Consider the following 24,935-nt stretch of genomic DNA (forward strand, 5'->3'; position numbering starts at 1 on the left):
GTATGACCACCTCCGTCGTCCACGCGCTCCGCCTCGCGCGCTGGGGCCGCACCCTCGCGCGCCACGGCGCGCTGATGGGGATCGAGCGCGATCCGAACACGCCCGCCACGATCCGCCGCCTGTTTCGCGTGCTGCGCATCGGCGCGCGCGTGCCGGCCCGGCCCAATTATGCCGATGCGTTCCAGGCGATCGGCCCGGCCGCGATCAAGCTCGGCCAGGCGCTCGCCACCCGTCCCGATCTGGTGGGCGAGGAAGCCGCGCGGGATCTCACGCGCCTGCAGGATGCCGTCCCCCCCGCGCCCTTCGCGCTGGTCCGCGCCGAGATCGAGCGCAGCCTCGAGAAATCGATCGAGCAGGCCTATGCCGCGTTCGATCCCGAGCCCGTCGGCGCCGCCTCGATCGCGCAAGTCCACCGCGCGACGACGCATGAGGGCCGCGACGTCGCGGTGAAGGTGCTGCGCCCCGGCATCGAGGAAGACCTCGCCAAGGCGATCGAGACCTATGAATGGGCGGCCGCGCAGGCCGAGGCGATCGGTGGCGAATTTTCCCGCCTGAAGCCGCGCCTCGTCATCGCCCATTTCCGCCAGTGGACCTCGCGCGAGCTGGATCTGCGGCGCGAGGCGGCCTCCGCCTCCGAACTGGCCGAGAATATGGCTGCCGAGCCCGGCTTCACCGTCCCCCAGATCGACTGGAGCCGCACCACCCGCCGCGTGATGACGCTGGAATGGGTGCCCGGCATCAAGCTCTCCGATCGCACCGCCCTGATCGCCGCCGGGCACGACACGCATGCGCTGGCCGCCATCGTCGTCCGCTCCTTCCTGCGACAGGCGATCGCGGACGGCTTCTTCCATGCCGATCTCCACCAGGGCAATCTGTTCGCGCTGCCGGACGGCCGCATCGCCGCGATCGATTTCGGCATCATGGGCCGCATCAACCGGCAGGCGCGCCTGTGGCTGGCCGAGATCCTCCACGGCCTGCTCACCGGTAATTATGCCCGCGTGGCGGAAATCCATTTCGAGGCGGGCTATGTCCCCGCGCACCACAATCTCGCCGAATTCACCACGGCTCTCCGCGCCGTGGGCGAGCCGATCCGCGGCCTGCCGGTCAAGGACGTCTCGATCGGCCAGATGCTGGACGGCCTGTTCGCGATCACGCGCGATTTCGACATGGAAACGCAGCCGCACCTGCTGCTGCTCCAGAAGACGATGGTGATGGTGGAGGGTGTCGCCTCGATGCTCGATCCGGACATCAACATGTGGGAGGTGTCGGGCCCGTTCGTGAAGGAATGGCTGCGCGACGAACTCGGCCCCGAGGCCTGGCTCGCCGACCGCCTGACCGAGGATCTCCGCACCCTCGCCCGCCTGCCCGAACTCGTCCGCCGTATCGAGGCCCGCTACCCGGCGCCGGGCGCCGCGCCCCCGCCCCCGCCGCTGCGCGAGGTGCAGGTGGTCCGCATCGGCGGCGGCTGGCGTTATGCGGTGGTGGCCGTGCTGGCGGGCCTGCTCGGCGCCGGCATAGCCTACCTCCTGGGCTGATGCCGACGCGCGAGGTCGAGCGATCGGTGGCCTGTCAGCGTCCGCACCTCACCCGATCGGGCGTGGCCAGCGCACGGAGGCGATAAGGGAGATAGGCCGCGCTCCGGAATGGTCGCGTGATGCGCGCAGCATCCCCCCGATCAACAGAAACCCGACGATGAAGGCCGCCCACGTCGCCGGTTCGGGGACGATCGAGGTATCGATGATGGTCAGGCGCGCGGATTCATAATCGAGTTCGTCCAGGTTCATGTAGACGCCGGGCGTCGAAAGCGCGCCATTGGTCAGGACAAAAATCGCTCCAAAGGAGTTGTTGTTGTTATCCCGACCATAGAAACCAACATAATCAGCATCGTCGACGGCGATATTCAGGTTTCTGATATCCGGTATGAATTCCGCCCGGAAACAGGCCACCGACCCCGCCCCGGTCACCGAACAATTCGTCAGAACGTTCTCCGGAAAATTCACATAGCTGGTGATATAGTCCGGCTGCGTGATCTCCACCGATCCGACAAGGCCGATAAATGTCTCGATAACGTCGAGCTTGTAAATCACCGACGCCCGAACCGGGTTCGACAGCAGCCCGACGAGAAAGAATGCAAGTCCTGCAATCGCGCGGATCATATCCAAGTCCCCCCACAAGGATTCGGTTAATCATACATGATTTTCGCTCAATTGCGCGATTCATTTGATCCACTCGACAATCGACTGCCGATCACCGCCAACCAGAAATATATCATTGCCGCACGACACTGCGCCCGCCACGCCACTACCGAGCCATGCTCAAAGGCCGGTATCGGCATGCGCGACGCGGCCGCTCCGTCCCGCGTGCCATGCCTTGCCCCCGCCTGCCCCCGGCCATAACGGGGCGCATGCCCGTCGACATCGATCCGTTCCACGCCATCGCCATCAGCCGCCTCGCCCACCGCATGGGCGTGGAGGGGCGCTCGGTGATCCACATGGAGTTCGGCCAGCCCTCCACCGGCGCGCCGGCGCCTGCCATCGCCGCCGCGCACCGCATCCTCGATACGGACGGCATGGGCTATTGGGAGAGCCCCCCGCTCAAGGCCCGCATCGCCGCTTATTATGCCGAGGCACACGGCGTCTCGGTCGATCCCGAGCGCATCATCCTCACCTGCGGCGCCTCACCCGCCTTCGTGATGGCGCTCTCCTGCCTGTTCCTGCCCGGCGCCCGCGTCGCGCTCGCCCGCCCCGGCTATGTCGCCTATCGCAACACGCTGAAGGCGATGCATATCGAACCGGTCGAGCTGGCCTGCGGCGAGGCCGAGCGCTTCCAGATCACCGCCGCCGCGATCGAGGCGCTCGATCCCGCACCGGATGGGCTCATCGTCGCGAGTCCCGCGAACCCCACTGGCACGATCATCCCGCCCGAGGAGTTGAAAGCGATCGCCGAGGTGTGCAACCGGCGCGGCATCGCGCTCGTCTCGGACGAAATCTATCATGGCCTCAGCTATACATTGCCGGCCGACACGTTGCTCCAGCACAAGCCGGACGCGATGATCGTCAACAGCTTCTCCAAATATTACAGCATGGCCGGCTGGCGGCTGGGCTGGCTGGTCGTGCCCGATGCGATGATCGACAAGGCCCGCGCGCGCATGGGCAATCTGTTCCTCACGCCGCCGTCCCTCGCCCAGCATGCCGGGCTGATCGCGTTCGATTGCCGCGACGAACTGGAGGGCCATGTCGCCACCTATCGCCGCAACCGCGCTTTGATGCTGGAGGCGCTTCCCGCCATGGGGCTGCGCCGCATCGCCCCGCCCGACGGCGCCTTCTACATCTACGCCGATGTCGGCCATCTCACGCAGGACAGCCTCGCTTTCTGCGAGACGCTGTTGCGCGACACCGGCGTCGCCACCGCGCCGGGCGTGGATTTCGATCCGGTCGACGGGCACGCCTTCATGCGCTTCAGCTTCGCCGTCTCCAGCGACCGCGTCGAGGATGCGGTCGCCCGCATGACACCCTGGTTCGCCGCGCGCCCGTTGATCGGCTGACCTCTCCCTTTCCCGTAGGGAAGGGGCCGGCTGTGGGTGGAAACTTGCGAGATCGCCGATCGGCAACCGCTGCCCAGTGAAAAGAGCCATAGCCCCCAGCCTTCGCCGGGATGGCGGAGAGGGAACGGCAACGCTCGCCCCAGCGCAGGACATCCGGCGATGGGCGCGTTATAGGAACGGCAATTCCAGATTGAGCATTTTGGCAAGTGTGAATACAACACACATCAATATAAGAAGAGACAGCGAAAATATTACGACCACGCTGCCAACGGCGCGTAGCGCATCGATCTTTTTGGCCTTCTTGTCCTGATCGTAATGCCATTTTACGGCGAAGAACATACCTATTCCAAGCACGACGACTTTGAATATAACGAAGACGATCGGTATCCAGTCCATTATCTAATATGCCAGTTTTGCTGATTGCCGATATTGATTGCGGCGAAAGTCGTACACATCGAAATCGATTTCGCTGTAGGCTAGGCAGGCCGCGATGAGCATCGGGCATAATGCCCACCCTCCCATAAGGATCATGGGCCGGGTCGAGAGCTACCCATCATTCCCGTCATTGCGAGCGCAGCAAAGCAATCCAGTCCCGCAGTATCGGAGCTGGACTGCTTCGCTGCGCTCGCAATGACGATCGGCAGCTCGCAAGGCACGCCCCACCGCGCCCTTAAAGCACGTCCCCGAACATCTTCCACAGCAGCACGAACCAGGCGAGCAAGGCGAGGATGCCGAGCATCCAGCCCGAATGGCGGCGAAGCATGTCCAGCAGGCGTTCCATGCCCCTTCGTGGCAGCGCCCCGCCGCCGGCGCCAGCCCGTCCGCAAAAATCCGCGACATGGCCCTTTCCTGCACGGCCGGCCTCTGCCACCCTTCGCGCATGCCCGTCCCATCGACCCGGCAATCCTCCCGATCCCGCGCAAACCCTTGGGCCGAGCGCTCTTGCCCCCCGACGTGGCGTTGCCTTTGTCATCTTCCGTACCCTCGACTCGCGGCCCCGGCGGCGGCATGGAGCGTCGCATGATCGGCCAGCGCATCCTCCTCATCGTCGGCGGCGGGATCGCGGCCTACAAAGCGTGCGAGTTGATCCGCGCGCTCCGCAAGCAGGGCGCCACGGTGCGCTGCGTGCTGACCGCGGGCGGCGCCCATTTCGTCACGCCGATGACTCTGGCGGCGCTGAGCGAACAGCCGGTCCACACCTCGCTGTGGGATCTGAAGGACGAGGCCGAGATGGGCCATATCCAGCTGAGCCGGGAGGCCGATCTGGTCGTGGTCTGCCCCGCCACCGCCGATCTGATGGCGAAGATGGCGGCCGGCATCGCCGACGATCTGGCCACCACGCTCCTGCTGGCCACCGACAAGCCCGTGCTGGCCGTGCCCGCGATGAACGTCCGCATGTGGGGCCACGCCGCCACGCGCCGCAACGTCGCCAATTTGCGCGCCGACGGCGTCACCGTGCTGGAGCCGGACGAAGGCCCGATGGCCTGCGGCGAATATGGCCCCGGCCGCCTGCCGGAGATCGACGCGATCGTGGGCGCGATCGGTGACGCTCTCGGAGCCCGTGCTTCGACAGGCTCAGCACGAACGGAAGGAGAAACAGTGCGCCCCTCCGCGCTCACTCCGTCCACGCTGGCCCATTCCACCCCGCTCACTCCCTCCGCTCCGTTCGTCCTGAGCGAAGTCGAAGGACGTGCCCCAGGCGCCTCCGCCAGCAGCCCGTCCTTCGACAGGCTCAGGACGAACGGGGAAAATGTATCGTTCTCCGCAGGGCAAGACCCGAACGCGCCGCTTGCGGGCAAGCGCGCGCTCGTCACCGCCGGCCCCACGCACGAGCCGATCGATCCGGTCCGCTACATCGCCAATCGCTCGTCCGGCAAACAGGGCTTCGCGATCGCCGCCGCCCTCGCCCGCCTCGGCGCGGAGGTCACGCTGATCGCCGGCCCCGTCACCCTCGCCACGCCCCCCGGCGTTCGCCGCGTGGATGTGGAAACCGCGCTCCAGATGCAGGCCGCCGTCGATCGGGCGCTGCCCGCCGACGTCGCCGTGCTGGTCGCCGCCGTGGCGGACTGGCGCATGGCCGACGAGGCCGCCCAGAAGATCAAGAAAACGGGCGATACCCCGCCCACGCTCGCCCTCGTCGAAAACCCCGACATCCTCGCCGGCCTCGCCGCCAGCCCGCAGCGCCCAGCCCTCCTGATCGGCTTCGCGGCCGAGACGGAAAGCGTGATGACCCACGCCATGGCGAAGCGCGCGCGCAAGAATGTGGACTGGATCGTCGCCAACGACGTATCGGGTGACGTGATGGGCGGGGATCGCAACTCGGTCCACATCGTCACCGCGCGCGACGTCGAAAGCTGGCCCGATGCCAGCAAGGAAGACGTGGCGAGCCGCCTCGCGCATCGTATCGCCAAAACCCTCGGAGCCTCCGTTTGAACAGCATCGCCATCCGCCTGAAGCGCCTGCCCCATGGAGAGGGCCTGCCGCTCCCCGCTTATGCCACCGCCGAGGCGGCCGGCATGGACGTGGTCGCCGCGGAGGATATCACGCTCGCCCCCGGTGCCCGTGCCGCCGTCGCCACCGGCTTCGCCGTCGCGATTCCGGAAGGGTATGAGGTGCAGGTCCGCCCCCGCTCGGGCCTCGCGCTCCGGCATGGCGTGACCTGCCTCAACACGCCCGGCACGATCGACGCCGATTATCGCGGCGAAGTGAAGGTAATTCTCGCCAATCTCGGCTCGGATGCCGTCACCATCGCGCGCGGCGACCGTATCGCCCAGCTCGTCCCCGCGCCCGTCCTGCGCGCTTACTTCACCGAAGCCGAGGAGCTGGAAGAAACCGCACGCGGCGCGGGCGGCTTCGGCTCGACCGGACGGTGATGACCCTCACCGACGATCAGATCGATCGCTACGCCCGCCACATCATCCTCAAGGAGATTGGCGGCGACGGCCAGCAGCGGCTGCTCTCCGCCCATGTCGCGCTGATCGGCGCGGGTGGGATCGGGTCGCCCGCGATCCAGTATCTCGCCGCCGCCGGCATCGGCCGGCTGACCGTGATCGACGACGATCAGGTGTCGCTCTCCAATCTCCAGCGGCAGACGCTCTACACCACGCGCGATGTCGGCGCGAACAAGGTGGCGATGGTCGCCAATGCGGTGCAGCGGCTGAACCCGGACGTGCGCGTCAGCCCGCGCCAGCTGCGCTTCGATGCGGAGAATGCGGCCGGCCTGCTGTTCGGCGTGGATGTGGTGATCGACGGGTCGGACAGTTTCGCCACCCGCCTCGCCGTCGCCGATGCCGCGCTGGAAAAGCGGGTTCCGCTCGTCTCCGCCGCCGTCGGCCAGTTCGAGGGTCAGCTCGCCGTCTATCGCGGGTGGGAGGCGGGCAAGCCCTGCTATCGCTGCCTCGTCGGCGATGCGCCCGCCATGCCGGACGTGTCCTGCGCCGATCAGGGCGTGCTGGGCGCGCTCACCGGCGTGATGGGCAGCCTCGCCGCGATCGAGGCGATCCGCCAGATCGTGCCCTTCGGCGAGGACAGCGCGGGCAAGCTGCTGCTGCTGGATGCGCTCGCCTTCCGCTTCCGCACGATCGGCCTGCCCAAGGATCCGGCCTGCCGATGCGCCGCGGCCTGACGATCATCATCGCCGGCGCCGATCCCGATCGGCTGCGCAGCGCGCTGGGCGTGGCGGCGGCCGAAGCGGCGCTCGGCGGCCGCGTCCGCCTGTTCTTCGACGCCGCGGCCGTCCCGCTGCTGTGCATCCCGCCCTCGCCGCCGGAGCCGCTGCTGGAAGCGGCCATCGAGCTCGGCGCGCAGATTTCGGTGTGCCAGACGGGCCTGGCCGAACAGGGCATCACGCTCGATCCCCGCTTCGAAGCGGGCGGCCTCGTCTCCGTGATGGCCGATCTGGACGAGGATCGCCTGCTGCTGGCGTGAGCCTCAGCCCTGATCGTCGCCGTTATTGGGATTCTGGGTCAGCGTGATCCGAATGCGGACCCAGGTGCCCACCAAGGTGCGCCCGCCTACACGCGGTGGCCGGACCAGGAACTGGAACGCCGCCTGCCGCATCCCGCGCGCGATTCCGACGCCGGGGAAACTGTCGCCCAGCTCATAGCAATCCTCGACGTGATAGCGCGCGACGGTGCGGCAGGCGATTTCGCCCCAGGATCCCTCCGGCACGTCATGACGAGGCTTGTAGGGCCCGAGTTCAGCTTCGGTCGGATGGCGATACCATTCGGCCGCATAGAGCAACTCGCCCTTCGGCCCCATTTGAGACGGCGTATCGCCCTGGCCGCCGCTGGCCGACGCCACCGCCTGCCCGGTGGCCTGCGCTTCGTGCGGCGTGTTCATCACCTGATCCACCCGGCTCACGTCGCTGCGGCTCAGCTCGATGAAGCCGTCCGGCATCCTCAGCGGGGTCGGCATCTTCACGATCGGCGGCGGCAGTGCCTGCTTCGGCGGAGTGATCGCCTTGTCCACCTTGGTCTGAGAGGCGGCGGGCTTGGCGGCGGCCTTCTGCGCCGACTTCTCCTGCTCCGCCGCCGGCATGACGGAGAAGGTCATCAGCGAGCCCACCCGCCCCATCGGCACGAATTCGGGAGGCGCCAGCCGCAGCAGCAGGAACAGCAGCAGCAGATGGACGATGATCGTGACGGCCAAAGACACGGCCCGCCGGCGAAGCGGCCGATCTTCCTCGTTCAACCATCGGGACAAGGCTGTGGCCATCAGCGCGCCGCTATCCGGGCTCGCGCCGTCGCGAAAGTGCAAATTTACGCGATTGCGCCGGGATGATTCTTTCCGTCGAACGCGACGCTCCGAATCTCCAGCATAGTGGCATCATCGATACAGCGCAGATTGAGGCTGATCGCGTCCGGATGCGAGCGCGGCTTGTAAAAGCTCTTGATGCCGCACTGGGTGCAGAACATGTGCCGCGCCTTGCCGCTGCCGAAGCGATAGGTGGTGAGATCGCCCTTGCCCTCGACGATCCGGAAATCCTTTTCCGGCACGATCACATGGCGATAGCCGGTCATCGTGCAAATCGAGCAATCGCATTCCAGCACCTCGACCGGGCCGTCGGGCAGCACCGCCTCATAGCGCACCAGCTCGCAATGGCACCCGCCTTCGATCTTCATTCCCAGCCCTTCAGAACAAGCGCCCGCCATCGGGCACCGCCCGATCCGGCGCGAACAACACCACCTCGCCCTCCGCATCGGGAAAGCCCAACGTCAGCACTTCGGACAGGAATTTGCCGATCTGCCGGGGCGGAAAATTGACGACCGCCGCCACCTGCCGCCCCACCAGCGCCTCGGACGCATAAGATCGGGTGATCTGGGCGCTCGATTTCCGGTGGCCGATCGTCGGCCCGAAATCGATCACCAGCTTGATCGCCGGCTTGCGCGCCTCCGGAAAGGGTTCGGCCGCCACGATCGTGCCGACGCGAATATCCACCTTCAGGAAATCATCGAAGCCGATCGGATCTGCGGCCGGGCTGGCGGGATCGTGGAGCAGGTGCATGAGGCCCTTTCCCGCTGTTCGAGCGGCCATCCAAACCAGTCCCAGCCCTCCCGTCATTCCCGCGAAAGCGGGAATCCATGGACCGGCTCGGGCCGAAAGGCGCGCTGCATCTTCAGCGTGCGGATGCCATGGATTGCCGCTTTCGCGGGAATGACGACGGAAGGGGAATGACGGCAGGCGTCCGCTTACGCGGCGTCGCCCGCCTTTTCCTTCTTCTTGGCGAAGACGCGGACGGGCTCCTTGCGCCCCTCGACCACATCCTTGTCGACCACGATCTCGTCCACGCCATCCATCGAGGGCAGGTCGAACATCGTATCGAGCAGCATGCCTTCGAGGATCGAGCGCAGGCCGCGCGCGCCGGTCTTGCGCACGATCGCCTTGCGGGCGACCGCCGACAGCGCCTCGTCCGTGAAGGAAAGCTCCACGCCCTCCATCTCGAACAGCTTCTGATACTGCTTCACCAGCGCGTTCTTGGGCTCGGCCAGGATCTTGACCAGAGCGACCTCGTCGAGATCCTCCAGCGTCGCGATCACGGGCAGACGGCCGACGAATTCGGGGATCAGGCCGAACTTCAGCAGATCCTCGGGCTCGCACTGGCGCAGCACCTCGCCGGTGCGGCGCTCGTCCGGCGAGGCGACATGCGCGCCGAAGCCGATCGACTTGCCCTGCAGGCGATCGCCGATGATCTTCTCGAGCCCCGAAAAGGCACCGCCGCAGATGAACAGGATGTTGGTCGTGTCCACCTGCAGGAATTCCTGCTGCGGATGCTTGCGCCCGCCCTGCGGCGGCACGGAGGCGGTGGTGCCCTCCATCAGCTTCAGCAATGCCTGCTGCACGCCCTCGCCCGACACGTCGCGCGTGATCGAGGGATTGTCCGCCTTGCGGCTGATCTTGTCGATCTCGTCGATGTAGACGATGCCGCGCTGCGCACGCTCGACATTGTAGTCGCTCGCCTGCAGCAGCTTCAGGATGATGTTCTCGACATCCTCGCCGACATAGCCCGCTTCGGTGAGCGTCGTGGCGTCCGCCATCGTGAACGGCACGTCGAACGTCTTCGCCAGCGTCTGCGCCAGCAGGGTCTTGCCGCAGCCGGTGGGGCCGACGAGCAGGATGTTCGACTTGGCCAGCTCCACCTCGGCGCCCTTCGCGCCGTGGGCGAGCCGCTTGTAATGATTGTGGACCGCGACCGAGAGGACGCGCTTGGCGCGCGCCTGGCCGATCACATAATCGTCGAGGACGGTGCAGATCTCCTGCGGCGTGGGCACGCCGCCGTCCTTGCGGCTGACGAGCGTCGCCTTCGTCTCTTCACGAATGATGTCGTTGCAGAGCTCGACGCACTCATCGCAGATGAAAACGGTCGGCCCGGCAATGAGCTTGCGAACTTCATGCTGCGATTTGCCGCAGAAGGAGCAGTACAAGGTGCTCTTGGAGTCACCGCCGGAAAGCTTGGTCATAACGTCCTTTACCCTCGGTACGCCGAGTCGGCGTCGATCCTAGACCCCGCACTTGTCGGGCGGCAAGCCTTAGCCCATCCGTCCTTGTCGCGAGGTTTACGCAAAACCCAATATGGAACCGGCTCGGCAGTGGCACAAGTCCGGGGCCCGACGCTTACGATACGAACGGTTCGCGCGCCCGGTTCCGCCTTACCTGAACGGCTTGCCCGCATGAAAAAGGGGGCGAGAGGCCAGCGCCCCCGCCCCCTTCCTCATTCCGTTCCGGGCGATCAGGCCGCGGCCGATTCCTCGGTCGGCACCGGGCGCTTCTCGAACACCTCGTCAATGATGCCGAAGGCCTTGGCCTCGTCCGCTTCGAGGAACTTGTCGCGGTCCATCGCGCGCTCGATATCCTCGATCGTCTGGCCGGTATATTTCGCATAGAGCGAATTCAGCCGGTGGCGCATGCGCAGAATCTCGCGCGCCTGGATCTCGATGTCGGCGGCCATGCCCTGCGCGCCGCCCGAGGGCTGGTGCACCATGATACGGCTGTTGGTGGTCGCCACGCGCATGCCCGGCTCGCCCGCCGCGAGCAGGAAGCTGCCCATCGACGCCGCCTGACCGATGCAGAGCGTGCCGACGCGCGGCCGGATATACTGCATCGTATCGTGGATCGCGAGGCCGGCCGTCACCACGCCGCCCGGCGAATTGATATAGAGATAGATGTCCTTCTTCGGATTCTCGGATTCGAGGAACAGAAGCTGGGCACAGATCAGCGAGGCCATATGATCCTCGACGCCGCCCGTGATGAACACGATGCGCTCGCGGAGCAGACGCGAGTAGATGTCGAAGCTCCGCTCGCCGCGGTTCGATTGCTCGATCACGATCGGGACGAGGCCGCCGAGAATGTCGGCGTGGTCGGTAGAAGCCATGGGGGTCGTTTTCCTTCTGCCCTTTGCGACGCCAACATCGGCGTTTGGCGTAGGCAGTTCAAGAGGCCCGGCACCGCCATCCGGAATGGGCGGGAAAGTCGCAACAAACCCTTTCCTTCCGCAGGAAAGCGGGTGCCGTCCTCTTTACGGAGCAAGCCGGGGCGAGCCCTGCCCTGCCCCGGCGCCGGGCGCGTCTACGGCATGCAGACGCGGACTTCGTCCTTCAGCTCGGAACTGGCCTTGTATTGGGCGGTGAACGCGTCGTAGGCCGCGTCGTGCGCTGGCGGCGGCGCGTCGGCATAGCGCGTGATCGTCACGGCTTCGGCCGGCGACAGCGCGAACCCGCCCGCGCCAGGCTTGACCACGCGCACCAGATTCGTCGTCGTCTTGTTGGCGTGGCTCACATACCAGCTGTTGTGCGCGGCCACGGCCTCGGCGAATGCGCCCCACTGGCCCGGCTTCACCAGGCTGTGGCGGATCGCCGCATGGTGCTCGCCGGCCGCACAGACGGATCCGGGACCCGGAGCCGGCGTCTGCGACGAAACCGTCGTGGCCGCGAACGGAGCGGCGGCAAGCGTGGCCATCAGCAGAACCTGTCTGAACATCGCGTCTCTCCCCGGGTGATGGCGAAGCGCCGCCCGCGATCAGGATGCGCCATCGCCGTTACGCCACCGTGACGGAAAGCCGCATCAGGCGATAGGGGTGTGCTGGAAGCTTTCGTCAGCCGCTGCGGCGGGCCCGCCGATCCGGTCGCGCACCACATAGATCGGTCGGTGCTTGGCCTCCACGAGGATGCGTCCGACATATTCGCCGAGGATGCCGAGCGACAGCAATTGCACGCCCCCCAGAAACAGCACCGCCACCATGATCGAGGCATAGCCCGCCACGTCCACGCCATAGAGGATCGTGCGGCCGATCAGGTAGATGGCATAGGCCAGCGCCAGCACGGCGACGAGCGCACCGAGATAGCTCCACACGCGCAGCGGCACCGTCGAGGCCGACGTGATCCCGTCGACCGCCAGCTTCCACAGCTTGATGTAATTGAACTTGGTTTCGCCCACCGCGCGCTCGGCGCGATCATATTCCACCGCCGTCTGGCGGAAGCCCGACCAGGCGAAGAGGCCCTTCATGAAGCGGTTCCGCTCGGGCATCAGCTTGATGACTTCGACCACCTTGCGATCCAGCAGTCGGAAATCGCCCGCATGCTCGGGAATCTTGTCGTCCGACAGCCAGTTGTGCGCGCGATAATAGAGATCGGCGGTCAGCCGCTTGGGCAGCGAGTCCGTCAGGCGGTTACGGCGCACGCCATAGACCACCTCATAGCCCGCGCGCCATTTGGCCAGCATGTCGCCCAGAACCTCGGGCGGATCCTGCAGATCGACGTCCACCGGCACGACCGCATCGCCCGAAACATTGTCGATCCCGGCCGAAAGGGCGGCCTCCTTGCCGAAATTGCGCGAGAGCGAGATCGCCCGCACGCGCGGCTCGCGCTGGTTGGCGATCACCAGTTCGGCCAGCGTGTGGTCCGAACTGCCGTCGTCGATGAACATGATCTCCCACGACCAGTGCTCGCCTTCCTGCGCCGCCAGCCCCTCGAGAATCGGGACGACGCGCGCGAGGAAGGGCTGGATCGCCACCTCCTCGTCCTTGACCGGAACGATCAGGGACAAGGTCGGCACACAGACCGGTTCCGCTGCGGCCAGCGAATGATCGGAAGAAGCGGTGTGCACGGTCATAAATCTTCAAGTCCTTCGGCGCGCCGGGCTTGCTGCGCCCGCGCGACGAACCATGCGATCAGCGCGAGCAGGGGTAGAAGCCAGGCCATCCGCGTCTGATAACGGCTTTGCGGCTCGGAGATAGCGCCTCCGAGAAATCCGTTGATCGCCATGGCCGTCGCCACCAGCAAAAGCCACAGGCCGATCAGCTTCGCCGCCCCGGGTGCGGAGGCGCGGATGCGGGGCAGCAGGATCGCCAGCGCGACCAGCGAAAGCGCGGCCCCGGCATAGACGATCATGTTCATCATCTCCCGCGGCCACGCGGAGCGCCCGCCCGGCGTCGCGGCGATGGCCTGGATGATGGAGGCCGGGAATTGCCCGCCGATGCAGGCCGTCTGGGCGAAGCACCCCTCATCGACGATATCGATGCGCAGATCGGTGATCTGCAGCAGGCTGTTCCAGATGGCGAGCCACGCCGCCCGAACCGGATAGGCCTTGGCGACCGCGAGCGCGAACGCCTTGTCCTCGCGCGACATCGCCAGCCGCGTATCGGTATCGGCGATCAGGAACGCGCCCGTCGCCGGATCGCGCGACCACAGGAAAATGGTCGAGTTCGTCCAGCCGCGATAGGGGATGCGGCAGACGGCGAAGCGCCGCCCCTCGCAGCCCGCCTCGATGAAGTCGCGCCCCGGCCCGTCGGCGATGAAACGCGCCGTGATCAGCGGAACGAGGACGGGCGACTTGCCGAAATGCGCCTTCACGACGGCCCCGGTCGCGACGACCGATCCGGCCCCGATCGCCAGCGCGGCGCTCCCGATCACCACGGCGCGCGCCACGTGCCTCCATTTCAGCTGCCGCGACAGGACGAGCAGCCCGATCACCGCGAGCATGCCGGCCAGCATCACCACATGCGTCAGATGCGACATGGTCGAGGCGATCAGGATCAGCGCCAGCAGCACGATCTCCCAGCGGGCGAGACGGATGCCGGGTGCCAGCAGGATCAGGAAGGCCGCGATGCCGAAGCCGGACAGCGCATCGGCCAGCAGCAGTCCGTTGTAGATCGCGAGCGGTGAGGCAACGGCCAGCGCACCGACCACGGCGAGCTTCACGTCCGGCCGATCGACCCCGAAGCAGCGCAGCGTCGCGCCGATCAGGTAATAAGCGATGGCAGCCTGCAGGACGACGAACAGCCAGAAGTGGCTCGTCACCCATGCCAGCCACAGCAAGAGGCCGAAATAGGGCGACCGTCCGGCCATGATGTAGCCGGAGGCCGGATCATTGCCGCGCGCGACCTTCGGCTCCGGCGCGGTCGTCGGCACGGCATTCGTGGAAGGATGCGCGGAGGCCGGCGGCGGCGAGGCGTCCGGGATGGTCCAGACCGTCGCTATGTCTCTGCCGCCCACCATCCGGCCCACGATATCGCCGGCGCGCACATAGGAGGACGTATCGGAAAAGAAGAAAGGCTGGCCGTTGATCAGGGCCGGCCACATCAGGATGAGAATGGAGATGATCGCCAGCAGGGCCGCGCGCACGCGGCCGGAAGCGCTGTCATCTCGATCGGCAGACCCCATCGCCCCCTTGCCCGGCTAGCCCACCCAATTCGTCACGGGTCTAGCGCCGGTCTATGCCCGGTCAAGCATCTTGTCCCGATCCCGGCGCCGGAAGGGACAGATAAGCGAGCCGGCGGATCTCGCGCCGCCCGCGCACCACCGTATCCAGGATCAGGCCGGTAAAAAGGCAGAGACTCGCCAAAATCATCAGCCCGGTCACCAGCACGGCGGTCGGCAGGCGCGGGACCAGTCCGGTCTGCAGATAGGTGAGGACCAGCGGTGCCGCGAGGATCATCGCCAGCGCCGCCAGCAGCGCCCCGAACACGCCGAAGAACAGCACCGGCCGCTCGATCCGGCACAGGGTCAGGATCGTGTTGAGAATGCGGAAGCCGTCGCGATAGGTGGAGAGCTTCGACGCCGAACCCTCGGGCCGCGCGCCATATCGCGTCGTCACTTCCGCCACCGGCATCCGCAGCTCCAGCGCGTGGACGCTGATCTCGGTCTCGATCTCGAAGCCGGTCGACAGGATCGGGAAGCTCTTCACGAAGCGGCGCGAGAAAACGCGATAGCCGGAGAGGATGTCGCTGAAGCTGCGCCCGAAGATCCAGGCGAGCAGCCCGGTCAGCAGCCGGTTGCCGGTGCGATGGCCGCGACGATAGGCCTCCTCGATCTCGCTCTCGCGCGCGCCGACGACCATATCGAGATGCTCGTCCAGCAGCCTCTTCACGAGTGCGGGCGCGGCGGCGGCGTCATAGGTCGCATCGCCGTCCGCCATCACATAGACGTCGGCGTCCACGTCGGCGAACATGCGCCGCACCACCCGGCCCTTGCCCTGCTGGGGCTCGGTGCGGACGATCGCGCCGGCGGCACGCGCCACCTCCACCGTCCGGTCGCTGCTGTTATTGTCGTAAACGTAGATGGCCGCGTCCGGCAGCGCCGCGCGGAATCCCGCGACGGTCGCGGCGATCGCGGCCTCCTCGTTGTAGCAGGGCAGCAGGACGACGACGCGCGGGTGCGCCATTCAGAGCACTCCGCGCGCCGTTATCGGTGTCAGGCTTCGGTCTTGGGCTTGGCGGCGCGCTTCGGCTTGGCCGGAGCCTTCGCCGCAGCCTCGTCGCCCGCGTCCGCCGCAGCGGCTTCCGCCTTCGGCTTGGCCGCACGCTTCGGCTTGGCCGGAGCCTCGTCCGTCACGGCCGGCTCTTCAGCAGCGGCTTCGGGAGCGGCCTCGGCCTTGGCCTTCGCCTTGGGAGCGGCCTTCTTCTTCGCGGCGGGCTTCGCCTCGGCGGCATGATCATGATCGTGATCATGGTTGCAGTCCGGGCCATGGACATGGCCTTCATGACCATGGTCGTGGTCATGATCGTGGACGTGCGGCTTCAACTCGCCATCGTCGATCGCCTCGATCGCGGCTTCCAGCTCGTCGCGCGACACTTCGCGATCGGCGATCTCCGCCTTCTCGAACAGGAAATCGACGACCTTGTCCTCATAGAGCGGCGCGCGCAGCTGCGCCGACGCGACCGGATCCTGCTGGACATAGTCGAGGAAACGCTGGCGATCCTGCGGCGCATACTGCTGCGCCGCCTGCTGGGCGAGGCGCGCCATCTCCTGCGGGGAAACCTGCACGCCATTCTGCTGGCCGATCTCCGACAGGAGCAGGCCCAGGCGCACGCGGCGCTCGGCGATCTTGCGATAATCGTCGCGGTCGCCTTCCATTTCGGCGAGCGCGGCGGCCGGATCGGCCTCGTGCGTGGCCTCATGCTCCAGCTGGCGCCAGATCTGGGCGAACTCGGCCTCCACCATCGACGGAGGGACCTCGAAGTCGTGCGACGCGGCGAGCTGGTCGAGCAGCTTGCGCTTCATGTGCGTGCGGGTGAGCCCGTTCAGCTCCTGCTCGATCTGGCTCTTGAAGAGGCCGCGCAGCTGCTCCAGCCCTTCGAGGCCGAAGGTCTTGGCCCACTCGTCGTCCAGCGTCGGCTCGCTCGGCACCTTCACGGCCTTCACCGTGATGTCGAACGTGGCGGGCTTACCGGCCAGCGACTTCTCGCCATATTCCTTCGGGAAGGTCACGTTGAGCGTGCGCTCCTCGCCGACCTTCACGCCTTCCATCTGGTCCTCGAAGCCGGGGATCAGCTGGCCCGAGCCCAGCTCGACGGCCATGTCGGTGCCGGTGCCGCCCGGGAAGGCGACGCCGTCGGCGGTCTTGCCGACGAAATCGATCACGACCTGGTCGCCCTCGACGGCCGGATGGCCCTCGGCGGCGTCCGCGAACGCCTTCTGGCTCTTGGCGAAACGATCGAGCTGCTCGTCGATCGCGGCCTCGTCGGCCGGAACGGTCAGGCGCTCGAGCGCGAGGCCCTCGATCACCGGCGTCGGCACCTGCGGCAGCACTTCCAGCGCCACCTTGATCTCGACGTCCTTGCCCGCCTCGTAATCATTTTCGAGCGCGACTTCCGGCTGCATCGCCGGGCGCAGGCCCTTCTCCGCAATCAGCGTCTGCACGCCTTCCTGCACGGCGGTGTTGAGCGCGTCGCGCTCCAGAGCCGGGCCGTGCATCTTCTTGATGAGGTTGGCGGGAACCTTGCCCGGACGGAAACCCGGCATCTTCACCGTCGGCGCGGCGCGCGCCACTTCGGCGTCGACCTTCGCCAGAATGTCCTTGGCCGGGATGGTGAGGGTGTAGGCGCGCTTGAGGCCCTCGTTCAACGTCTCGACAGTCTGCATTTTCGCCTTCTCGCCAACGCGTAGGAATGGATGTGGCCAGTTCGCGCGCGCCGGGCGGAGACTGGTGCGGGCGAAGGGACTCGAACCCCCACATCTTGCGATGGCAGGACCTAAACCTGCTGCGTCTACCAGTTCCGCCACGCCCGCATGAGGCCGGTCAGGGGCGGCTCCCTATAGCACGGAGCCCTGCTCGGCAAGGAGCCCGGCATCCCTCCGGCGCGTTAAGCCTGCCCGAACCCCTGCAAGGAGCGCTTCATGGCAAGCCATCCCGACGCGAACCCCGATTCGCCTCCGGCCTCCGTACCGGACGATATCGAGCGTGTCAGCGACACACCGCATCCCGACCGGGAAGGCATCGAGGCCCCTGCCCGCCCGGCCGCGGATCCCGAGGCCGGGCAAAAAATCTAGGCCTCTCCCCGCCCGCAGCGAGGATCAGACCGGCGCGTGCCTGCGCGCGGCATCCGGCGCCGGGATCGTGCTGTCGATCATGAGCCAGCTTTCCACCGCGATCGGCGCGCGCTCCGCATTCTCGCGCAGCCAGCCGCCCTCGGCCGGGACGAAGCCGGCGTCGGGATAGACTTCCCTGCACGGCTGATTGAACGGCGTTTCGGCCAGCGGCCCGAACATCGCCTGCCCCGGCACGGCAAGCTTGCGTGCCTCCTCCAGGATCGCGAACTCCATGCCATAGCCGAACACGCGGCAGCTCAGCACGTAGATCGGCACGGTCAGCCTGCCCTTGTCCCGTTCCGCGATCAGGACGGAGATGGTGCCCATCGATCCGAAGCGATCGGACGCGTCCGCGATCAGCACCCACGCATCCTCGCGCGCCGCCAGCTCCTCCACCTGTCGCTTGGTGACGCGCGCGCCGGTCATGTTGAACTGGTTGGTGCGGTTGATCAGATCCGCCACCCGGTCCAGATCGCCTGCCCCCGCCTCGCGGATCTTCAGCGTCAGGCCCAGCTGCGAGAACATCGCCCGCCGCTCCTGCTCGCCCGTCTCCGCCTCGACCGCGATGAAGGCCTGCCGCGCATCGCGCTGGCGGTAGAATTCGGTGCGGTCGGCGCCGGGCTTGGCGGGCAGCAGATCCGCCCACAGATCGAACAGGCGCCAGCTGCGCGGATCCAGCGCATCCAGCGCCAGCGTCGCGGGCAATTGCTCCTCCACCATCGCGCGCTCGTCGGCGCGATCGTCGATGAAGACGAAATCCTTTTCCTTCAGGTTCAGATGTTGCGCGATCCGCCGCATGTTCATCGGCTTGGGATCCCAGTTGATCTGGCGCGAGACGAAATCGTCGAGCGACAGCCGCCCCGCCTCGGCCTCCCACACGGCCTTGGCCGGATCATTCTTCGAATTGATCGCCAGCACCACGCCGCGCGCTTTCAGCCGGAGGAGCGGAGCCTGCCGGTCATAATGCTGGGTGACGCCCAGGCCTTCGCCGATCACGCCGTGCCACAACGTATTGTCGAGATCGCAGGCGATCAGCTTGCGCTTCAGCAGGCGCCCGACGACCATCACGATATCGCGGTAGAAAGGCGCGATCATCGCACCGAACATCGCCGGGTGCTGCAGATCGAATCGCGCCAGATAGCGGCCCGCCGCCACGATTCCGGCCGGCCCTGCCATCTCCGCCTCGTCCAGAATATGGACGACCTGCCCCTTGTCGTTGCGCTGCGCGGCGCGCGTGCGGAGCGCCGTGCCCAGTTGCGTGCAGGCGCGCTTGCGGAACGATCGCGTGCCGATCGCGCCCAGCCGCTGCACCAGCCCGCTCTCTTCGCGCAGGATCGGAGCGGGCGCATGCGCCACGATCGGGCAATCGAACAGATCGGCGAGCAGATCGAAGATATCGAGCGCCGCCGCCACGGCCGATCGCACGTCGCCCGCCATCTTGCCGGGGCTGGCCAGCGCGCGCGGGCGCTGGAGCGCCGCATAATCGCTGAGCATCGCATAGGTGAACGGGCTGTAGAAGATCACGTCGAAGCGTTCGTCGGCCAGCTTGCCGATCTGGCTCTTGATCTCGACCGCATCGTGCGAGGTGATGAAGCGCGGCCGCAGGCGGACGCCGTCCGTCAGCGCCGGCGCCGTCAGGAAGCTGATCACGTCGAGATACAGGCAATCGCCGACGAACAGCGCCTTCACCTCGGCGACGGCCTCCGCCGTCAGAGCATGCTCGATCACGTCGAACGCGGCATCGATCGCCCGCCGCGCCGCCGGCAGCGCGTTCAGTTCCGCCGTGAAAATCTCGCGCTCGCCCGCGAGGAGCACGGCCTCCCGCGCGCGTTTCTCCTCCGCGTCGATCGAGAGATCATGGAATTGCTTGGCCTTTTCGCCGATATAGAGATGGCGGAAATTCTCGTCCCCGGTCTCGATCAGCAGGGCGATATAATCGACGAGAGCATGAGTCTCCGTCTGCGCGAAGCCGGCGGGATCGGCGGCATAAGGGGCGGCATATTTGCCCCAGCCCGACACCAGCGCCGCGAGCTTCGCGCCGATCGCATCGCGCCTCGATCGCAACAGCCCGGCCGCTTTCTCAAGATCGCTCATCGCTCACTCCCCGGCAGACGCCGACAACCACGGCGAGCGGAATAAGGCCGATCGCGCGGTGCGGCAATCGCCGCGAACCCCCGAACCGATTACGGCGCGCGCCTGAGTGCCACCTTGCGCGAAAGGCGATGCGCCGTCCGCTCCACCACCCACCAATAGAGCGCCGCCCCGCCGATCGAGGCGACGAGGATGGCGGCCAGAACGATCAGATCGGCAGCGAGGCCGCTCCCCGCCGCGCGATGCGCCAACATGCCGGCCGCCCCCGTCAGGCTGTTGTGGAGCAGGTAAAGGCTGTACGAGATCGCGCCCAGAAATTGCAGCCAGCGCCAGTCCAGTCCCCGGTCGGCATAGCCGGTCCGCGTCGTGGCCAGCAGGACGAGCGCGGTCAGGGCGCTGGCGCGACCGAAGAACGCATCCTCCTGCCACGGCCCCACCAGCATGAGCGGCACGATCAACAAGGCGAGCGCGATCCGGGCGTCGCGCCGGAAGACGGCCCAATAGGCCAGGACGCCGACGAAGAAGTCCGGCCAGAGCGTCACGAACAATCCATCCGGCATCGTCGGCAAGGATTGCGCGGCGGCCACGAGCGCGAGCGCGGTCATGACGACCCAGGCGATCGGCATCGCCGCCGGAACGCCCATCCGCACCAGGCGCGCCGCCAGCACCAGCAGGCTTACGAAAAAGAGATAGAATTGAACCTCGTAGGTCAGCGTCCAGAAGGCCGGGTTGAGCCCCGGCTGGCCCAATATGCCTTGCAGATAGACGACATGCGCCGCCACCTGCGCCACCGACGGCGGCACGAACGGCTCATGATGCACGCGCGCCGAAAGCCAGCCGAACAGGATCACGATCACGATCGCGCCCCAGTAAGGCGGATCCAGCCGGATGGACCGGCGCAGGATGAAGCGGCCGAGGAACCTGCCGCTCAGCGTCACGTCGCGCAGCGAATGGGCGATGACGAAGCCGCTCAGCGCGAAGAAGATCGGCACGCCATAATGGCCGGACCGGAACAGGATCAGATCCAGCCGGTCGGGCAGCGCCGAGACGAGCGCGGGAATATGCCCGCCCTCGCGCGCGTGGAACAGCAGAACCCCCAGCGCGGCGATGCCCCGAAGGGCCTGAATCAACGGGAAAGAGCGCGGACCGGGTGCGGGCCCGCGCTCGCTCAACCGAGTGCCTTCTTAAGCAGCTCGTTCACCACGGCCGGATTGGCCTTGCCCTGCATCGCCTTCATCGTCTGGCCGACGAAGAAGCCGAACAAGGCCTCCTTGCCGCCCTTATACTGGGCGTACTGGTTGGGGTTCTTGGCGATCACGTCCGCGATCACCGCCTCGATCGCGCCCGTGTCGCTGGTCTGCTTCAGGCCTTCCTGCTCGACGATGTCCTCGGGCATCAGCGCGCCGTCGCTGCCGACGTAGCGGACGAACACATCCTTCGCGAGGCTGTTCGACAGCGTGCCGTCGCTCGTCATCGCGATGATCGAGGCATTGGCGGCGATGTTGTACACCCGGTCGAAGCGCTCGGCCCCATGTTCGTTGGCCGCGCCCAGCGTGACCGAGACGAACCAGTTGGACACGATCTTGGCGACATCCGCCTCGCTCTTGCCCAGCTTGGCCGCCGTCGCCGCCAGCAATTCCTCGAACCGGTCCTTGGTTTCCACCTCGGCCGTGATGATCTCGGTATTGCCCGCCGAAATGCCCAGCACGTCGCGGTAGCGGCGGCGCTTGGCATCGGGCAGTTCGGGCAGGCTCGCCTCGCACTCGGCCAGGAAATCGTCGGCCAGTTCCAGCGGCAGCAGATCGGGATCGGGGAAGTAGCGATAATCGTGCGCGTCTTCCTTCGAGCGCATCGATCGCGTCTCGTTGCGATCCGGATCGTAGAGCCGCGTTTCCTGCACGATCTTGCCGCCCGCCTCGATCACGTCGACCTGGCGGCGCGCCTCGCCTTCGATCGCGGCCATCACGAAGCGCACCGAATTGACGTTCTTCGTCTCGGTGCGCGTGCCGAACGGCTCGCCCGGCTTGCGCACCGAGACGTTCACGTCGGCGCGCATCGAGCCCTGCTCCATATTGCCGTCGCACGAGCCGACATAGCGCAGGATCGAGCGCAGCTTGCGCAGATAGGCCCCGGCCTCGGCCGGCGAGCGCATGTCCGGCCGGCTGACGATCTCCATCAGCGCCACGCCGGACCGGTTGAGATCGACATAGGAGCGCGTCGGATGCTGGTCGTGCATCAGCTTGCCCGCATCCTGCTCCACATGGATGCGCTCGACGCCGATCGTCTTGATCGCGGCGTCGGGATCCTTCTCGTCCAGGCTGATCTCGATCACGCCCTCGCCCACCAGCGGGTGGTAGAGCTGGCTGATCTGATAGCCCTGCGGCAGATCGGCGTAGAAGTAATTCTTGCGATCGAAGCGCGACCATTTGTTGATCTCGGCGCCGATCGCCATGCCGGTCCGCACCGCCTGACGGATGCATTCCCGGTTCGGCACGGGCAGCATGCCGGGCATCGCCGCATCGACCAGGCTCACCTGCGTGTTCGGCTCCGCGCCGAATGCGGTCGCGGCGCCCGAAAAGAGCTTCGCCTCGCTCGTCACCTGCGCGTGGACTTCCAGCCCGATCACGACTTCCCACGGGCCTGTCGCGCCCTCGATGCGATATTCGATCATTACTTCTTCCGACGATGGAGACTGAGGCGACACGCGGAAACGCGCCGCATTTGCCGATCTATCTAGGCGATCCCGGCTCGGATCGCGAGTGTCAAGCGAGACGCGTCCGACATGGTTCAGGCTTGCGCCAGCCTTTCGGCCACCAGCCGGGCGCGTTCCTGGGCGACATGGGCCCAGGTGGCGGCCTCGGCCCTCCGTTTTGCACCGTCGCCCAAGCGCTGCCGCAGGGCCGCATCCCCGGCCAGCCTGCGGAGCGCCGCGACCATCCCGTCCTCGTCATGCGCGTCGACGATCAGGCCGCCTTCCTCATGCTCGATGATCCGGGCGGATCCCATCTCGGTCGTGATCACGGGGCAGCCGCATCCGGCCGCCTGATAGCAGACCAGCGGCGCGCCTTCCTCCAGCGTCGGGAAGAACATGAAATCGGCACCGCGATAGACCGAGACCAGATCATCGGTGAACGGCAGGAACACGATGTCGTCCGCGGCATAGCTCTCGGCGACGGGCTTCATCCCCGGCTCGATATTGCCGACGACGACGAAGGTCCCGTCGATCCCCGCCTTGCGCCACGCGGCGAGCGCCAGGTGCGCGCCCTTCCGCACGCCCACCGTCCCCACGAAGATGACCTTCAGGCCCTTGCCCGGAAGCGGCTTGCGCGCCGCGCCCGCCATCGAGGCCGGATCCCAGCCGAACGAGGTGCGGATGATCCGCTCCGGCGCGATCCCCGCCGCGATCAGCGACGCATCGACACCCGCCGATGGCGAGACGATCAGATCGCACCGCTCCAATTCGGCAAACTCTTCGGCCACCTGCGCGTCGGAGATCGTATGGCCCGAGGCGATGCCCGAACGCGCTTCCTCCTCGTCTAGAATGGCCTTGGCCACGATGCGGTGGGTGTTCACCATTTCGCGCACCATGGTCGCGCCCGCCGCCCGGATCCTGTCCAGGAATTCCAGCGACGCGCCCGGCCACAACCAGATGAGCGCGCCCGGCCCGTCCTTCCGGATCGCGCGCAACACCGCCCGTTCCGTCCGGCGGCGCGCACAATCCTCGACGCGCTTGGCGCCGAGCAGCTTGCGAACAAGCTTCGGCAATCCGCCCTGCACCCTTAATCCAGAGGGAAGGCCGCGATCCGGAAAAGGAATATAGAAAGTCGGCTCTAGCGGCGTGCTGCGAAAACCATTGGCCAGTTCGGCCGCCGCCCACGGAATCCCGGACCCGGCATAAGCCCATTTCCACATCATAACGACATGCACACGCGATTTCATCGACGCCCTTTGCGAAAATGGATGCCGGCGGGAACAAGCTCGGGCAAAGCCTTGCGGAGCGCCTCGACGCGAGTCAAGCACAGCCGGCAGGCCACGTGCCGACGGGGGGGACGGAGGACGAATGAAAACGGATATGCTGCAGGGGCGGAAAATCCTGGTCGTCGGCGCCGCCGGCTTCCTCGGTCGGGCGGTCACCGCCACTCTCGCCGGGGTGGGCGCACACGTGGCCGGCCTCGACATCGAGGTGGAACCCGTGCCGGGCGCGGCCGAATGGCATGTTGTCGATCTCGGCAGCGAGCGGATCCCCGAGGCGGCGCTGGCCGACGCCGATTGCGTGATCCATCTCGCGTGGCGCAACAATCCCGGACGCGGCAACGGCTTCATGGAAGGGGACGTGATCACCAACGTCGCCGCCTCCGTCCGCGTGTTCGAGCAGGCCGCGCGCGCCGGCGTGCGGCGGATACTCTATGCCTCGTCCGGCGGCACGATCTACGGCAAGGCCCCCGTGCCGACGCCCGAAACCGCGCCGATCGCGCCGATCGGCGGCTATGGCGCCGGCAAGGCGTCGGCGGAACTCTATCTGGGCGCGACCCATCACGCCACCGGCGTTCAGGTCTGCACGCTCCGCATCGCCAACCCCTATGGACCCGGCCAGTTGCCCAATCGCGGCCAGGGTTTCATCGCCACCGCGATGGCGCGGACGATCCTGCACCAGCCGATCGAAATCTTCGGCAGCCTGGCGATCAGCCGCGATTATGTGTTCGTCGATGATGTCGCCCGTGCGGTCGCGCTCGCCTGCGCCGACGACCGGCCCAGCCTGGTCCTCAACGTCGGCTCGGGCCACGATCACTCGCTGGAGGATATGCTGGCGCTCATCTTCCGCGCGGTCGGCCATGAAACCGAGGTCATCCATACGGCCGGGCGGCCGATGGACGTTTCACGGATGGCGCTCGATATCGCCCTGATCGAGGCGAAGCTGGGATGGCGCCCGCTGATCGGCATGGAAGAGGGGCTGGCCGCCACCGTCGACTGGCTTACGCATCGGCTTCACTGATCGC

Annotated in this window: 23 protein-coding genes and 1 tRNA gene; 8 read left to right on the forward strand and 16 right to left on the reverse strand. The window is 66.8% G+C overall.

The features are described 5' to 3' along the window. Window positions 1-2: 2 nt before the first annotated feature. A complete protein-coding gene (gene ubiB, locus HL653_RS20355) occupies window positions 3-1,535 on the forward strand; it encodes a 2-polyprenylphenol 6-hydroxylase (RefSeq protein ID WP_171746119.1) in 1,533 nt (510 codons plus the stop codon). Window positions 1,536-1,583: 48 nt separating this feature from the next. On the opposite strand, the gene HL653_RS20360 is transcribed toward ubiB, so the two are convergent. Then, window positions 1,584-2,156, reverse strand: a complete 573-nt coding sequence (locus tag HL653_RS20360; protein WP_171746120.1) for a PEPxxWA-CTERM sorting domain-containing protein — start codon at window positions 2,154-2,156, stop codon at window positions 1,584-1,586. A 248-nt stretch (window positions 2,157-2,404) separates the two neighbouring features. On the opposite strand from HL653_RS20360, the gene HL653_RS20365 reads away from it, so the two are divergent. The 5 genes from HL653_RS20365 (at window position 2,405) to HL653_RS20385 (ending at window position 7,471) form a co-directional block, all read left to right on the forward strand. Further along, window positions 2,405-3,544 (forward strand): pyridoxal phosphate-dependent aminotransferase, encoded by a 1,140-nt coding sequence (locus tag HL653_RS20365; protein ID WP_171746121.1) that lies wholly within the window; start codon window positions 2,405-2,407, stop codon window positions 3,542-3,544. 1,020 nt (window positions 3,545-4,564) lie between these two features. After that, the gene (locus HL653_RS20370) at window positions 4,565-5,977 is read left to right on the forward strand and encodes a phosphopantothenate--cysteine ligase family flavoprotein (RefSeq protein WP_171746122.1); all 1,413 of its coding nucleotides are present in this window, start codon (window positions 4,565-4,567) and stop codon (window positions 5,975-5,977) included. Beyond that, a complete protein-coding gene (gene dut / locus HL653_RS20375) occupies window positions 5,974-6,417 on the forward strand; it encodes a dUTP diphosphatase (protein WP_171746123.1) in 444 nt (147 codons plus the stop codon). The genes HL653_RS20370 and dut overlap by 4 nt, the downstream gene beginning before the upstream one ends. Next, a complete protein-coding gene (locus HL653_RS20380) occupies window positions 6,417-7,169 on the forward strand; it encodes a HesA/MoeB/ThiF family protein (RefSeq protein ID WP_171747157.1) in 753 nt (250 codons plus the stop codon). The genes dut and HL653_RS20380 overlap by 1 nt, the downstream gene beginning before the upstream one ends. Next, window positions 7,154-7,471: a DsrE family protein gene (locus tag HL653_RS20385; protein WP_171746124.1), complete on the forward strand. Its 318-nt coding sequence runs from the start codon at window positions 7,154-7,156 to the stop codon at window positions 7,469-7,471. The genes HL653_RS20380 and HL653_RS20385 overlap by 16 nt, the downstream gene beginning before the upstream one ends. A 3-nt stretch (window positions 7,472-7,474) precedes the next feature. On the opposite strand, the gene HL653_RS20390 is transcribed toward HL653_RS20385, so the two are convergent. From HL653_RS20390 to HL653_RS20440, 11 genes are all read right to left on the reverse strand, one after another. Beyond that, on the reverse strand, window positions 7,475-8,194 hold the full coding sequence (locus HL653_RS20390) for a hypothetical protein (protein ID WP_171746125.1): 720 nt from the start codon (window positions 8,192-8,194) through the stop codon (window positions 7,475-7,477). A 110-nt stretch (window positions 8,195-8,304) separates the two neighbouring features. After that, window positions 8,305-8,667 carry a GFA family protein gene (locus HL653_RS20395; protein WP_171746126.1) on the reverse strand — a complete coding sequence of 121 codons (363 nt, stop codon included), beginning with the start codon at window positions 8,665-8,667 and terminating at the stop codon, window positions 8,305-8,307. Window positions 8,668-8,677: 10 nt separating this feature from the next. Beyond that, window positions 8,678-9,049, reverse strand: coding sequence for a tRNA-binding protein (locus HL653_RS20400; RefSeq protein ID WP_171747158.1), 372 nt, complete (start codon window positions 9,047-9,049; stop codon window positions 8,678-8,680). Between the two features lie 185 nt (window positions 9,050-9,234). Then, complete coding sequence (gene clpX, locus HL653_RS20405; RefSeq protein WP_171746127.1) at window positions 9,235-10,503, reverse strand: ATP-dependent Clp protease ATP-binding subunit ClpX; 1,269 nt, start codon at window positions 10,501-10,503, stop codon at window positions 9,235-9,237. Window positions 10,504-10,772: 269 nt separating this feature from the next. Further along, the gene (locus HL653_RS20410; RefSeq protein WP_171746128.1) at window positions 10,773-11,414 is read right to left on the reverse strand and encodes an ATP-dependent Clp protease proteolytic subunit; all 642 of its coding nucleotides are present in this window, start codon (window positions 11,412-11,414) and stop codon (window positions 10,773-10,775) included. Window positions 11,415-11,608: 194 nt separating this feature from the next. Further along, entirely contained in the window at window positions 11,609-12,019 is a 411-nt protein-coding gene (locus HL653_RS20415) for a hypothetical protein (protein WP_171746129.1), read from the reverse strand. An 84-nt stretch (window positions 12,020-12,103) separates the two neighbouring features. Then, complete coding sequence (locus tag HL653_RS20420; RefSeq protein ID WP_171746130.1) at window positions 12,104-13,150, reverse strand: glycosyltransferase family 2 protein; 1,047 nt, start codon at window positions 13,148-13,150, stop codon at window positions 12,104-12,106. After that, on the reverse strand, window positions 13,147-14,700 hold the full coding sequence (locus tag HL653_RS20425) for a hypothetical protein (protein WP_171746131.1): 1,554 nt from the start codon (window positions 14,698-14,700) through the stop codon (window positions 13,147-13,149). The genes HL653_RS20420 and HL653_RS20425 overlap by 4 nt, the downstream gene beginning before the upstream one ends. 61 nt (window positions 14,701-14,761) lie before the next feature. Next, window positions 14,762-15,700 carry a glycosyltransferase family 2 protein gene (locus tag HL653_RS20430; RefSeq protein ID WP_171746132.1) on the reverse strand — a complete coding sequence of 313 codons (939 nt, stop codon included), beginning with the start codon at window positions 15,698-15,700 and terminating at the stop codon, window positions 14,762-14,764. A gap of 29 nt (window positions 15,701-15,729) precedes the next feature. Continuing rightward, complete coding sequence (gene tig, locus HL653_RS20435; protein WP_171746133.1) at window positions 15,730-17,400, reverse strand: trigger factor; 1,671 nt, start codon at window positions 17,398-17,400, stop codon at window positions 15,730-15,732. 62 nt (window positions 17,401-17,462) lie between these two features. After that, window positions 17,463-17,547, reverse strand: a tRNA-Leu gene (locus HL653_RS20440). Window positions 17,548-17,655: 108 nt separating this feature from the next. Here HL653_RS20440 and HL653_RS20445 point away from each other — a divergent pair. Next, on the forward strand, window positions 17,656-17,808 hold the full coding sequence (locus HL653_RS20445; protein ID WP_171746134.1) for a hypothetical protein: 153 nt from the start codon (window positions 17,656-17,658) through the stop codon (window positions 17,806-17,808). Window positions 17,809-17,832: 24 nt separating this feature from the next. Here the strand turns inward: HL653_RS20445 and HL653_RS20450 are convergent, their stop codons facing one another. The 4 genes from HL653_RS20450 to HL653_RS20465 all read right to left on the reverse strand — a co-directional run bounded on the left by HL653_RS20450 (window position 17,833) and on the right by HL653_RS20465 (window position 23,877). Continuing rightward, window positions 17,833-19,941, reverse strand: a complete 2,109-nt coding sequence (locus tag HL653_RS20450) for an HAD-IIIC family phosphatase (RefSeq protein ID WP_171746135.1) — start codon at window positions 19,939-19,941, stop codon at window positions 17,833-17,835. 89 nt (window positions 19,942-20,030) lie between these two features. Beyond that, window positions 20,031-21,110, reverse strand: a complete 1,080-nt coding sequence (locus HL653_RS20455; protein ID WP_171746136.1) for an acyltransferase — start codon at window positions 21,108-21,110, stop codon at window positions 20,031-20,033. Then, window positions 21,107-22,609 (reverse strand): Asp-tRNA(Asn)/Glu-tRNA(Gln) amidotransferase subunit GatB, encoded by a 1,503-nt coding sequence (gene gatB / locus HL653_RS20460; RefSeq protein WP_171746137.1) that lies wholly within the window; start codon window positions 22,607-22,609, stop codon window positions 21,107-21,109. Before gatB ends, HL653_RS20455 begins: the two co-directional genes overlap by 4 nt. A gap of 116 nt (window positions 22,610-22,725) precedes the next feature. Beyond that, entirely contained in the window at window positions 22,726-23,877 is a 1,152-nt protein-coding gene (locus tag HL653_RS20465) for a glycosyltransferase family 4 protein (protein ID WP_171746138.1), read from the reverse strand. A gap of 121 nt (window positions 23,878-23,998) precedes the next feature. Between HL653_RS20465 and HL653_RS20470 the strand changes: the two genes are divergently transcribed. Further along, on the forward strand, window positions 23,999-24,931 hold the full coding sequence (locus HL653_RS20470) for an NAD-dependent epimerase/dehydratase family protein (protein ID WP_171746139.1): 933 nt from the start codon (window positions 23,999-24,001) through the stop codon (window positions 24,929-24,931). Window positions 24,932-24,935: the final 4 nt, after the last annotated feature.

Origin of the sequence: Sphingomonas sp. AP4-R1 (assembly GCF_013113735.1) — a bacterium.
Lineage (GTDB): Bacteria > Pseudomonadota > Alphaproteobacteria > Sphingomonadales > Sphingomonadaceae > Sphingomonas_I.